Origin of the sequence: Streptomyces sp. NPDC025273 (assembly GCF_040638585.1) — a bacterium.
GTDB lineage: Bacteria > Actinomycetota > Actinomycetes > Streptomycetales > Streptomycetaceae > Streptomyces > Streptomyces cinereorectus.
On record NZ_JBEZYP010000029.1, the window covers coordinates 1 to 12,392 of the forward strand.

The window sequence follows — 12,392 nt, forward strand, 5'->3', positions numbered from 1 at the left end:
GTTCTTGCGTTTCCGACTCTATCAGACTCTTTCGTGTCCGATTCCCGGTCGAAGCGGGTTTCGCCTTCCAGTTCTTCGCTTTCGCGTTTCCCTTTTCGGCGGTTCCAACGTTACCAGACTCTTTTCCGTTCCGTTTCCGGTTCGAATTTGAATCCGATGACCCGTGGAGTGGCCTTTGCCTTTCGGCTGATCCGACTTTATCAGAGATAATGAGTCGGAATTCCCGCCCCTCGCGGTCCACCCCGGCGCATGGCTGCGCGCGGCGTTTCCCGGTCTGGCGGAGCCGTAAACGTACTGGAGCGGGGCGCCTCGATGCAAATCGAGGCGCCCCGCTCCAGGTCGGTGACGTCGGATCAGACCTCGACGACGACCGGAAGGATCATCGGGCGCCGGCGGTAGGTGTCGGACACCCACTTGCCCACCGTGCGACGGACCAGCTGCTGGAGCTGGTGCGGCTCCATGACCCCGTCCTGTGCCGACTTGTTCAGGGCTTCCTCGACCTTGGGCACCACGGCGGTGAACGCACCGTCGTCGATGCCGGAGCCGCGGGCCTGGATGTGGGGACCGCCCACGATCTTGCCGGAGGAGCTGTCGACCACGATGAAGACCGAGATGATCCCCTCGTCGCCGAGGATGCGGCGGTCCTTGAGGGAGACCTCCGTGACGTCGCCGACCGAGAGGCCGTCGACGTACACGTAGCCAGCCTGGACCTTACCGACGATCTTGGCCTTGCCGTCGATGAGGTCGACGACGACGCCGTCCTCGGCGATGACGATGTGGTCCTTGGGTACGCCGGTCAGCGCACCGAGTTCCGCGTTGGCCCTGAGGTGGCGCCATTCGCCGTGCACCGGCATCAGGTTCTTCGGCTTGCAGATGTTGTAGAAGTACAGCAGCTCGCCGGCCGAGGCGTGCCCCGACACGTGGACCTTGGCGTTCCCCTTGTGGACGACGTTCGCGCCCCAGCGGGTCAGGCCGTTGATCACGCGGTAGACCGCGTTCTCGTTGCCGGGGATCAGGGACGAGGCCAGGATCACGGTGTCGCCCGGGACGATCCGGATCTGGTGGTCCCGATTGGCCATGCGCGAGAGCGCTGCCATCGGCTCGCCCTGGGAACCCGTGCAGACCAGCACGACCTCGTCGTCCGGCAGGTCGTCCAGCGTCTTGACGTCGACGACCAGACCCGCGGGCACCTTCAGATAGCCCAGGTCACGGGCGATGCCCATGTTGCGGACCATGGACCGTCCGACGAAGGCGACCCTGCGGCCGTACTCGTGGGCGGCGTCCAGGATCTGCTGGATGCGGTGGACGTGGCTGGCGAAGCTGGCCACGATGATGCGCTTCTGGGCATTGGCGAACACCGTGCGCAGCACGTTCGAGATGTCCCGCTCCGGCGGGACGAAGCCGGGGACCTCGGCGTTCGTCGAGTCGGAGAGCAGAAGGTCGATGCCTTCCTCGCTCAGCCGGGCGAACGCGTGCAGATCGGTGAGACGGCCGTCCAGCGGCAGCTGGTCCATCTTGAAGTCACCGGTCGCGACAGCCATGCCCGCAGGGGTGCGGATGGCGACCGCGAGGGCGTCCGGGATGGAGTGGTTGACCGCGATGAACTCGCAGTCGAAGACACCGATGCGCTCACGCTGCCCCTCGGTCACCTCCAGGGTGTAGGGGCGGATCCGGTGCTCCTGGAGCTTGGCCTCGATGAGCGCGAGGGTCAGCTTGGAGCCGATGAGGGGGATGTCCGGCTTCAGTCGGAGCAGATACGGGACGCCGCCGATGTGGTCCTCGTGACCGTGCGTGAGGACGATGCCCTCGACATCGTCCAGACGGTCCCTGATCGTGGTGAAGTCCGGCAGGATCAGGTCGATGCCGGGCTGCTCCTCCTCGGGGAAGAGGACGCCGCAGTCGACGATGAGCAGGCGGCCGCCGTACTCGAAGACCGTCATGTTGCGGCCGATTTCGCCCAGGCCACCGAGCGGGGTGACCCGCAGGGCGCCCTTCGGGAGCTTCGGCGGGGTACCGAGTTCAGGATGCGGATGACTCAAAAGACTCTCCTTACCACGCGCGCCACGTACCGCTGAGGGCACGTGGCGCGCATGTCATTCGTGCACTTGCTGTTGTCAGGTGGGTGTTTCTGTCGCGAGTGTCCTCGCGTATTCAGTTGTGAAGTCCGTGGTTACAGCTGTACCCCGCCGGCCGTCAGATCGATCTTGAGCTGGGCCGTTTCCTGTGCGGTGAGTTCCACCAGAGGCAGGCGCAGCGGACCGGCGGGCAGGCCCTGCAGGGTGAGAGCGGCCTTGGAGGTGATCACACCCTGGGTGCGGAACATCCCGGTGAAGACCGGGAGCAGCTTCTGGTGGATCTCGGTGGCCTTCTGCACGTCGCCACCGAGGTAGGCCTCGATGAGAGCGCGCAGGTCGGGGGTGACGACGTGACCGACGACGGAGACCACGCCGACCGCGCCGACCGAGAGCAGCGGGAGGTTGAGCATGTCGTCGCCGGAGTACCAGGCGAGGCCGGACTCGGTGATCGCCCAGCTGGCGCGGCCCAGGTCTCCCTTGGCGTCCTTGTTGGCGACGATGCGCGGATGCTCGGCGAGCCGCACGAGCGTCTCCGTGTCGATCGGCACACCGCTGCGGCCGGGAATGTCGTAGAGCATCACCGGCAGGCCGGTGGAGTCCGCGATGGCGCTGAAGTGCCGGAGCAGCCCCTCCTGCGGCGGCTTGTTGTAGTACGGCGTGACCGCGAGGAGGCCGTGGGCTCCGGTGCGCTCGGCGGTGCGGGCGAGCTCGACGCTGTGCCGGGTGTCGTTGGTGCCGATGCCGGCGACGACGTGGGCCCGGTCTCCGACGGCTTCCAGTACAGCCCGTACGAGCTGGTCTTTCTCCGCGTCGCTGGTGGTCGGGGACTCACCGGTGGTGCCGTTGATGACCAGGCCGTCGTTGCCTGCGTCCACCAGATGGGCGGCGAGCCGCTGGGCGCCGTCGAGGTCGAGTGCGCCGTCCGCCGTGAAAGGCGTGACCATAGCGGTGAGGACCCGCCCGAAGGGGGTCTGCGGAGTGGAGATCGGAGCCATGGGTAACACGCTACTCGTTGCTCGGAGCGCCGTGTCCCCTCGGGGGGGACGGGGAAGAAGAGCCCGGTACTGCCTGCTCGGGGGTTCAGGCAGTACCGGGCCCGTTTGATCAGCCTAGATGAACTTCATGAAACGCCGCAATACGGACACCGCCTACGGAGCTACACGTCCGTTTTTGTTGAACGCTGCATGAGTGAGCGGCATGAGCCGCTGCCAGTGGTGTTCCATCTGTTCGCCGACCATTTCGATCTCGCGCTGCGGGAAGGACGGCACCTTCGCCAGCTCGTGCTGGGTGCGCAGACCGAGGAAGTGCATCAGCGAGCGTGCGTTGCAGGTGGCGTACATCGAGGAGAACAGGCCGACGGGAAGGACCGCGCGGGCGACCTCGCGAGCGACTCCGGCGGCGAGCATCTCCTGGTACGCGTCGTAGGCCTGGCGGTAGGAGTCCTCCATGGCACGGCTGGTGAGCGCGTGCTGCTCCGGAGTTCCCTCGACGAATTCGTACTTGCCCGGGCGGCCCTGCTGGATGAGCTTGCGGGACTCCGCCGGGACGTAGAAGACCGGTTCCAGCTCCCTGTAGCGGCCCGATTCCTCGTTGTACGACCAGCCGACGCGGTGCCGCATGAACTCGCGGAACACGAAGATCGGGGCGCTGATGAAGAAGGTCATCGAGTTGTGCTCGAACGGGCTTCCGTGCCGGTCCCGCATCAGGTAGTTGATGAGTCCCTTGGAGCGCTCGGGGTCCTTGGTGACCTCTTCCAGGGACTGCTCACCGGCCGTGGACACGCGGGCTGCGAACAGCACATCGGAGTCACCGGCGGCGGATTTCACCAGGTCAACGGTGACATCGCTGCGGAAGTGGGCCTTTGTGGGCTCGGGGGTCTCGGTCACCGGCGGGGGTCCTTCCAATGGCGTCGCTCGGGCGGCGTCCACTCTACGGGCCCGGCCGCCGCGCATGGTCCGGCGACCGTCGGGCAGGTGCCCGTCCGAGCGCGGCCGTGCGGGGACGCGCATCCGTCCGCAGGAATTCTTCGGCCGGTTCGGCGATTCGGGGCACCGATGGGGTCTCCCGTACGTCTGACTCGTTACCAGCACCCGTTACTGAGTTCAAGGAGAGTTTCCTCATGTTCCGCCGGCGTGAATCCGTCCCGTTCTCGTTCGTGGCCGAGGCCGACCGGTTCCGCAGCAATGTCACTCCGCCGCCCCGCCCGCGGGCCAGCGTCTCCCAGCTGGCCGGCCGTTCCCTCGTGGGGCTGACCCTGATCGCCGGTTTCGCCGGGTCACTGCTCTTCGGGCTGCCCGCCCTCGACACCGACCCGACGCCCTCCCACGGTCAGGCCTCCGAGGCGTCCCGGCACCGCTGACCCGTCCCGCTGCTCCCGACGGGACCCCTGGGGTGGTCGGCCGGGAGGCTGCTCGGTAGCCTCACCGGGCACAGCAATCGAGCGTGCTTGTGAGTGAGGATCAGTCGTGCCCCTGCCCTTCCTGACGGCCGACCGCGCATTCGACGCGGGCGCAGAGGACATCGCGCTGCCGTTCGACGACCACGACACCTGGCGGCGGCCCTACCGCCCCGGCCCGTGGCGGGTCGCGGCAGCGGCCACCCTGCTGTTGCTCGCGTCGTTCGTGCTGCTCGCGGCGGTGATCATCTCGTTGGCCGGATCACTGTCCGCCGCCACCGCGTGCTTCGTGCTCGCCGGTCTGGTGATCGCCTGCGCGCTGCGCCTGCTGCGGGTCGGCGCCTGGGTCAGCCGGCACGGCGTGCGCCGGGTGGGCTTCTTCCGTACCACCACCGTCCCGTGGAGCGGTGCGGCGGCGGTACGGACGGTCCAGCAGCCGGTGAAGTGGCTCGGATTCCCTCGCACCGTCCAGGGCCAGGCCCTGGTCGTAGTGCGCCGGAGCGGCGAGACGCTGCCTCCCCTGGTCACCGACCACAACGCGGACTTCCTGGCCCGTGCGGAGGCCTTCGAGCGTGCCACCGACACGATCGAGGCCTGGGGCGACGAGTACAGCGTGGTCAGCTGACGCGGTCGGGGCCGCCCGGAAGGACGGCCCCGACAGAGCAACCGAGCAACGACAGGACGAGCCGGTACGGCGCCGCTCAGGCGCGTACCGGCTTGTCCGCGTGCAGGGCGATGGCGCGCTGCATCGCCTTACGGGCCCGTGGGGTGTCCCTGGCGTCCTGGTAGGCGACGGCCAGCCGGAACCAGCAGCGCCAGTCGTCCGGGCTGTCCTCGGTCTCCTCACGGCGCTGTGCGAACACGGCGTCGGCGGAGTCCCGGTCGATCCGCCCGGACGGGGTGCGCAGCAACTCGTCGACGGGCAGGCCGCCCTCCGCGTCCAGTTCCGCCGCGAGGGCGTTGGCCCTGCGGACGAACTGGGTGTTCTTCCAGAGGAACCAGATCCCGATCACCGGCAGGATCAGCACCGCCACGCCGAAGGTGACCGTGAGAAGGGTGCCGTGCCGGATGAGCAGGACGCCGCGGCTGCCGGCCAGGACGAAGTAGAAGACCAGGACGGCGGCGGTGACGGCGTACGTGAGCTTTGCGCGCATGGGTTCGGGCCCAGTCAGTTCAGGTCGAGGAAGTGTTCCAGGCCGAAGGTGAGGCCGGGAGTGGTCACCACGCGGCGGGTGCCGAGCAGGATGCCCGGCATGAAGCTGCTGTGGTGCAGCGAGTCGTGGCGGAGGGTGAGGGTCTCGCCCTCGCCGCCCAGCAGGACCTCCTGGTGGGCGAGGAGGCCGCGGAGCCGGACCGAGTGGACCGGGACTCCGTCGACGTCCGCGCCGCGGGCGCCGTCCAGTGCCGTGGCGGTGGCGTCCGGCTGCGGGGCGCAGCCGGCCTTGTCGCGGGCCGCGGCGATCAGCTGGGCGGTGCGGGTGGCGGTGCCGGAGGGGGCGTCCGCCTTGCCGGGGTGGTGGAGCTCGATGACCTCGACGGACTCGAAGTAGCGGGCGGCCTGCTCCGCGAACCTCATGGTGAGGACCGCGCCGATCGAGAAGTTCGGCGCGATGAGCACGCCCGTGCCCGGGGAGGCGGAGAGCCAGGTGTTCAGCTGCGCGAGCCGTTCGTCGGTCCAGCCCGTGGTACCGACGACGGCGTGGATGCCGTGCCGGACGCAGAAGTCGAGGTTGCCCATCACCGACGCGGGGGTGGTGAGCTCGACGACGGCCTGGGCGCCGGTGTCCGTGAGGGTCTCCAGCGTGTCGCCGCGGCCGAGTGCGGCCACCAGCTCCATGTCCTCGGCGGCCTCGACGGCTCGTACCGCCTCGGATCCGATGCGTCCCTTGGCGCCGAGGACGGCCACGCGCAGCTTGCTCATGTGCTCTGCTTCCTGACTGATGGGTGAGGAGACCGTGAATGGGTTAGGAGACCGCTTCGTGGAGGCGGTCCGCCTGCTTGTCCTTGAGGGGTCCGATGACCGAGAGCGAGGGGCGGTGTCCGAGGATGTCGGCCGCCACGGCGCGGACCTCGTCGGGGGTGACTGCCGCGATCTTCGCCAGCATGTCGTCGACCGACATCTGCTCGCCCCAGCAGAGCTCGCTCTTGCCGATGCGGTTCATCAGCGCGCCGGTGTCCTCCAGGCCGAGGACCGTCGAGCCGGCGAGCTGGCCGACGGCCCTGGTGATCTCCTCGTCGCCGAGACCGTCCGTCGCCGCACGGTCGAGCTCGTCGCGGCAGATCTTCAGGACGTCGTGCACCTGGCTGGGCCGGCAGCCGGCGTACACGCCGAAGAGCCCGCAGTCGGCGAAGCCGGAGGTGTACGAGTACACGCTGTAGGCGAGGCCGCGCTTCTCCCGTACCTCCTGGAAGAGGCGTGAGCTCATGCCGCCGCCGAGGGCGGTGTTCAGGACGCCGAGCGCCCAGCGGCGCTCGTCGGTCCTGGCCAGGCCGGGCATGCCGAGGACGACGTGCGCCTGCTCGGTCTTGCGGTTGACCAGCTCCACCCTGCCGGCGGTGCGCAGGGCGCGGGAGCCCTCGCGCGGGGCCGTGGGAACGGCGTCGGCGCGGGTGAGGGCGCCGGCGCGCTCGAAGGCCTTCCGGACCTGGCGTACGACGGTGGCGTGGTCGACGTTGCCCGCCGCTGCCACGACCAGGTGCGTGGGGTCGTAGTGCTTCTTGTAGAAGCGGGCGATCTGGCCGCGGTTCAGGGCGTTGATCGTGTCGACCGTGCCGAGGACGGGACGGCCCAGCGGGGTGTCGCCGAGCATCGTGTGCGCGAACAGGTCGTGCACGCAGTCGCCCGGGTCGTCCTCCGTCATGGCGATCTCCTCGAGGATGACGCCGCGCTCGGCGTCGACGTCCTCGGGAGCGATCAGCGAGCCGGTCAGCATGTCGCAGACGACGTCGATGGCCAGCGGCAGGTCGGTGTCCAGGACCCGCGCGTAGTAGCAGGTGTACTCCTTCGCCGTGAAGGCGTTCATCTCGCCGCCGACCGCGTCGATCGCGGAGGAGATGTCGAGGGCGCTGCGATGGGCGGTGCCCTTGAAGAGGAGGTGTTCGAGGTAGTGCGTCGCGCCGTTCAGGGCGGGCGTCTCGTCGCGTGATCCGACGTTGGCCCAGATCCCGAAGGTGGCGGAGCGGACGGAGGGCAGGGTCTCCGTGACGACCCGGAGGCCGCCGGGGAGGACGGTGCGGCGGACGGTGCCGATGCCGTTGGTGCCCTTGAGGAGCGTTTGGGTACGGGCGACGGCCCGCCCCTCCGAAGAAGGGCGGGCCGTCGTCACGGAACTACGGGACGTCACTTGTCGGTGTCGTCCTTCTTCTCGGACCCCTCGGCGGAGCCGCCGTCGGACTCATCGCCCTCGACGACGGGGATGAGGGAGAGCTTGCCGCGGGAGTCGATCTCCGCGATCTCGACCTGGACCTTGGCGCCGACGCCGAGCACGTCCTCGACGTTCTCCACGCGCTTGCCACCGGCGAGCTTGCGGATCTGCGAGATGTGCAGCAGGCCGTCCTTGCCGGGCATCAGGGAGACGAACGCACCGAAGGTGGTGGTCTTGACGACCGTACCCAGGTAGCGCTCGCCGACCTCCGGCATGGTCGGGTTGGCGATCGCGTTGATCGTGGCGCGGGCGGCCTCGGCCTGCGAGCCCTGCTGGGCACCGATGTAGATGGTGCCGTCGTCCTCGATCGTGATGTCGGCGCCGGTGTCCTCCTGGATCTGGTTGATCATCTTGCCCTTGGGGCCGATGACCTCACCGATCTTGTCCACCGGGATCTTGACGGTGATGATCCGCGGAGCGTTCGGGGACATCTCGTCCGGGACGTCGATGGCCTCGTTCATGACGTCCAGGATGTGCAGACGCGCGTCACGGGCCTGCTTCAGCGCGGCGGCCAGGACCGAGGCGGGGATGCCGTCGAGCTTGGTGTCGAGCTGGAGCGCGGTCACGAACTGCTTCGTACCGGCGACCTTGAAGTCCATGTCGCCGAAGGCGTCCTCCGCACCGAGGATGTCGGTGAGGGCGACGTAGTGGGTCTTGCCGTCGATCTCCTGCGAGATCAGGCCCATGGCGATACCGGCGACGGCGGCCTTGAGGGGCACACCGGCGTTCAGCAGGGACATGGTGGAGGCGCAGACCGAGCCCATGGACGTCGAGCCGTTGGAGCCCAGCGCCTCGGAGACCTGACGGATCGCGTAGGGGAACTCCTCGCGCGACGGCAGCACCGGCACGATGGCGCGCTCGGCGAGCGCGCCGTGGCCGATCTCGCGGCGCTTGGGCGAGCCCACGCGGCCGGTCTCGCCGACGGAGTACGGCGGGAAGTTGTAGTTGTGCATGTAGCGCTTGCGGGTCACCGGGGAGAGGGTGTCCAGCTGCTGCTCCATGCGGAGCATGTTGAGGGTGGTGACGCCCAGGATCTGGGTCTCGCCACGCTCGAACAGCGCCGAGCCGTGCACGCGCGGGATGGCCTCGACCTCGGCGGCGAGCGTACGGATGTCCGTGACGCCGCGGCCGTCGATGCGGACCTTGTCCTTGATGACGCGCTCGCGGACCAGCTTCTTGGTCAGCGCGCGGTAGGCACCGGAGATCTCCTTCTCGCGGCCCTCGAAGGCCGGGAGGAGCTTCTCGCCCGCGATCTCCTTGATGCGGTCCAGCTCCGCCTCGCGCTCCTGCTTGCCGGCGATGGTGAGCGCCTTGGCGAGCTCGGTGCTGACGGCGCCGGTGAGCGCCTCCAGGACGTCGTCCTGGTAGTCGAGGAAGACCGGGAACTCGCCGGTGGGCTTGGCAGCCTTGGCGGCGAGGTCGGACTGGGCCTTGCAGAGCGCCTTGATGAAGGGCTTCGCGGCCTCGAGACCGGCGGCGACGACCTCTTCGGTCGGGGCCTCGGCGCCGTCCTTGACGAGCTGGATGGTCTTCTCGGTGGCCTCGGCCTCGACCATCATGATCGCGACGTCGCCGTCCTCCAGGACGCGGCCGGCGACGACCATGTCGAAGACGGCGTCCTCGAGCTCGGTGTGCGTCGGGAAGGCGACCCACTGGCCCTTGATCAGGGCGACGCGGGTGGCGCCGATGGGGCCGGAGAAGGGCAGGCCCGCCAGGATCGTGGAGGCGGAGGCGGCGTTGATCGCGACCACGTCGTACAGGTGGTCGGGGTTGAGCGCCATGATCGTCTCGACGATCTGGATCTCGTTGCGCAGGCCCTTCTTGAAGGAGGGGCGCAGCGGGCGGTCGATCAGGCGGCAGGTGAGGATCGCGTCCTCGGAGGGCCGGCCCTCACGGCGGAAGAAGGAGCCGGGGATCTTGCCGGCCGCGTACTGCCGCTCCTCGACGTCCACCGTGAGGGGGAAGAAGTCGAGCTGGTCCTTGGGCCGCTTGGAAGCGGTGGTGGCCGACAGCACCATGGTGTCGTCGTCCAGGTACGCGACGGCCGAGCCGGCGGCCTGCTTGGCCAGGCGGCCCGTCTCGAAGCGGATGGTGCGGGTGCCGAAGGTGCCGTTGTCGATCACGGCTTCGGCGTAGTGGGTCTCGTTCTCCACTAGTGATTTCTCCATACTCGTCGTCTTTCGTCCTGCCGCCCGTGTGGCGGAGGACGGTGCGGAGAAGCGCACCGTGTGTGCGGGCCGGTCTTCGATCGAAGCTCCCGGGCGTTGTCCCGGGGGCCACTACCGAGGACCGGCGGCGGCCGTGGGGCGCCTCTCCTCGTTCTGTTGTCGTGCGTCCAGGTTACTGAGCCTGACCCCGGTCCCGCACGTACAGCAAAGGGAGCGGCCCCCTGGAATGGGGGAACCGCTCCCTCTCACAGCGTCCTTACTTGGCGCCGCCGGCCGCACCGCGGCGGATGCCGAGGCGGTCGACGAGCGCGCGGAAGCGCTGGATGTCCTTCTTGGCCAGGTACTGAAGGAGGCGGCGACGCTGGCCGACCAGGATCAGCAGACCACGACGGGAGTGGTGGTCGTGCTTGTGCGTCTTGAGGTGCTCCGTCAGGTCCGAGATCCGGCGGGAGAGCATGGCGACCTGGACCTCGGGGGATCCGGTGTCACCCTCCTTCTGGGCGAACTCGGACATGATCTGCTTCTTCGTAGCGGCGTCGAGCGGCACGCGTACTCCTCTTGGTGTTCGATGCGCCCACGAGTGCCCCTGGTCTTGATCTCAGGGGAGCTTCCGTGACTCGGAGGCGAAGGTCCGATGAGCGCAGTCCCCAGGATGATCCGGAGACGCGTACACAAACGGCCACTGGCCAGAGTACCAGTCGTGCGGAGCGGCTTCGACGGGCGTCAGCCGGTCATGGCCCTGGCGCGCGTGTAGACGTCCAGTACGGCCAGGCACAGCGGGACCAGGGAGAGCAGCAGGGCACTCTCCGTGAGGTCGAGGAGACGGCCCCAGAGAGGAGAGAGGCCCTTGCGCGGGATGACCAGGCCGATCGCGGTGAGCAGGGCCGCTCCCGCGGCGACGGCCGCCGAGAGCCAGATCGTGCGGATGTCCAGGGAGCCCCGGTCCCCGTAGCGCACCAGGTCGTACAGCAGGTCGGCCGGCGGGTTGAGCGACAGGCCGAGGACGAGCAGGCCCGTCGCGCCGATGCCGGCCACCAGGACGCAGGCGACCTGGGAGGTGTAGCGGAAGAGGCGGGCGCGCAGCAGCATCGCGAGTCCGGCGGCGAGGGCGAGGATCTGGCCCCAGACGCTGTCGGAGAAGCCGAGTACGGCGGCGGATCCGACGACGACCGCGGCGCAGCCGCCGACGAGGCCGAGGAGCATCTCGTGGCCGCGGCGGGCCTGGGCGGCGATGCGGTCGGCGTCGACGGGCTCGGCGCCGCCATCGGGCGCGGCACCCGGTCCGGCGAAGGAGTCGTCGTAGCCGGCGGGGGCGGTGCGCGGGGACGCGTAGCCGATGGGCAGCCGGGCGAAGCGGGCGGAGAGGCCCGGCAGGAAGGCGACCAGGCCGAGGGCGACGACGACGGTGACGGCCGCGGTCTCGGTGGCGGAGGCCTCGGTGAGGATCGCGACGAACGTGGCGAGGGTGCCGACGGTGGCGAGGAAGGTCGCCGCGACGAACGGCGCGTCGCCGCTCGGGGTGAGCGCGACCAGGACGACCGAGGCGAGCAGGACGGCGACGCAGCCGAGCAGGAACTGCAGCCGTCCGGGACCCTGGCCCGCGTCGGCGCCGATGATTCCGGAACCCGCGATGAGGACGAGGGGCAGCGCGCCGAGCCCGAGGGCGACGGCCGTGGCCCGGTCCGCGTAGACCCGGGCGCGTACCCCCGCGAAGGCGGTCAGCAGGAGTCCCGCGGAGCCGGCGATGACGCCGGGCAGGCTGTGCATGTCGTGGCGCACGGGGTCCGCGAACCAGAGCACGAATCCCATCAGGACGAGCAGCAGGACGCCGCCCACCAGTCCGGCGCCGCGCAGGAGTTCGTCGCTCCACAGGTGGCGGTCGCGGGTGACGGCCGAGGCGACGGCGTCCGAGACGTCGTCGAAGACGGCGGGCGGCAGCGACTGGGCGAAGGGCCGCAGGCTGAGGAGTTCGCCGTCGAGCACCTGTTGGGCGCAGAGCGTGCGGGCGCCGTCGAGGACGGTGCCGTCGCGGCGTACGAGGTGGTAGCCGGTGGGTGTTCCGGCCGCCTGGGTCTGGCCCGTGAGACGCAGTATCTCGGGGTAGACGTCGGCGACCGCGATGTCTTCCGGAAGGGCCACGTCGATGCGGCTGTCGGGTGCCACGACAGTGACGCGGCAGAAGCCCGTCGCTGCGGTCGTACTCACGTGTCTGGTCCCCCTGATTCGCGGTTGCGCACAGTGCGCGCGCCACCCTACCGAAAGGGGTGCTCGGGATCTGCACGTAGGATCGCCGTCGCGCGGAGGCAAGTCCGCAGCACACGCAGCCACG

General features: G+C 69.2%; 11 protein-coding genes. 2 read left to right on the forward strand and 9 right to left on the reverse strand.

Features of this window, described 5'->3' with window-relative positions; translation table 11 throughout:
- Positions 1-353: 353 nt before the first annotated feature.
- The 3 genes from AB0F38_RS29940 to thyX all read right to left on the reverse strand — a co-directional run bounded on the left by AB0F38_RS29940 (position 354) and on the right by thyX (position 3,961).
- On the reverse strand, positions 354-2,039 hold the full coding sequence (locus tag AB0F38_RS29940) for a ribonuclease J (RefSeq protein WP_361900050.1): 1,686 nt from the start codon (positions 2,037-2,039) through the stop codon (positions 354-356).
- A 131-nt stretch (positions 2,040-2,170) separates the two neighbouring features.
- Positions 2,171-3,070 (reverse strand): 4-hydroxy-tetrahydrodipicolinate synthase, encoded by a 900-nt coding sequence (gene dapA / locus AB0F38_RS29945; RefSeq protein WP_361900053.1) that lies wholly within the window; start codon positions 3,068-3,070, stop codon positions 2,171-2,173.
- Between the two features lie 153 nt (positions 3,071-3,223).
- Entirely contained in the window at positions 3,224-3,961 is a 738-nt protein-coding gene (thyX, locus tag AB0F38_RS29950) for an FAD-dependent thymidylate synthase (protein WP_361900055.1), read from the reverse strand.
- Positions 3,962-4,194: 233 nt separating this feature from the next.
- Between thyX and AB0F38_RS29955 the strand changes: the two genes are divergently transcribed.
- Both AB0F38_RS29955 and AB0F38_RS29960 read left to right on the forward strand, forming a co-directional pair.
- Positions 4,195-4,434, forward strand: a complete 240-nt coding sequence (locus tag AB0F38_RS29955) for a hypothetical protein (RefSeq protein WP_361900058.1) — start codon at positions 4,195-4,197, stop codon at positions 4,432-4,434.
- Between the two features lie 106 nt (positions 4,435-4,540).
- Positions 4,541-5,095 (forward strand): hypothetical protein, encoded by a 555-nt coding sequence (locus AB0F38_RS29960; protein ID WP_361900061.1) that lies wholly within the window; start codon positions 4,541-4,543, stop codon positions 5,093-5,095.
- A gap of 76 nt (positions 5,096-5,171) precedes the next feature.
- Here AB0F38_RS29960 and AB0F38_RS29965 read toward each other — a convergent pair whose 3' ends face one another.
- From AB0F38_RS29965 to eccD, 6 genes are all read right to left on the reverse strand, one after another.
- A complete protein-coding gene (locus tag AB0F38_RS29965; protein WP_361900064.1) occupies positions 5,172-5,624 on the reverse strand; it encodes a hypothetical protein in 453 nt (150 codons plus the stop codon).
- Positions 5,625-5,638: 14 nt separating this feature from the next.
- Positions 5,639-6,391 (reverse strand): 4-hydroxy-tetrahydrodipicolinate reductase, encoded by a 753-nt coding sequence (dapB, locus tag AB0F38_RS29970; protein WP_361900067.1) that lies wholly within the window; start codon positions 6,389-6,391, stop codon positions 5,639-5,641.
- A 43-nt stretch (positions 6,392-6,434) separates the two neighbouring features.
- Entirely contained in the window at positions 6,435-7,814 is a 1,380-nt protein-coding gene (locus AB0F38_RS29975) for a pitrilysin family protein (protein ID WP_361900070.1), read from the reverse strand.
- The gene (locus AB0F38_RS29980) at positions 7,811-10,048 is read right to left on the reverse strand and encodes a polyribonucleotide nucleotidyltransferase (RefSeq protein ID WP_361900149.1); all 2,238 of its coding nucleotides are present in this window, start codon (positions 10,046-10,048) and stop codon (positions 7,811-7,813) included. The genes AB0F38_RS29975 and AB0F38_RS29980 overlap by 4 nt, the downstream gene beginning before the upstream one ends.
- 271 nt (positions 10,049-10,319) lie before the next feature.
- Complete coding sequence (gene rpsO, locus AB0F38_RS29985; RefSeq protein WP_003965855.1) at positions 10,320-10,610, reverse strand: 30S ribosomal protein S15; 291 nt, start codon at positions 10,608-10,610, stop codon at positions 10,320-10,322.
- 176 nt (positions 10,611-10,786) lie between these two features.
- A complete protein-coding gene (gene eccD / locus AB0F38_RS29990) occupies positions 10,787-12,268 on the reverse strand; it encodes a type VII secretion integral membrane protein EccD (RefSeq protein ID WP_361900073.1) in 1,482 nt (493 codons plus the stop codon).
- Positions 12,269-12,392 lie beyond the last annotated feature (124 nt).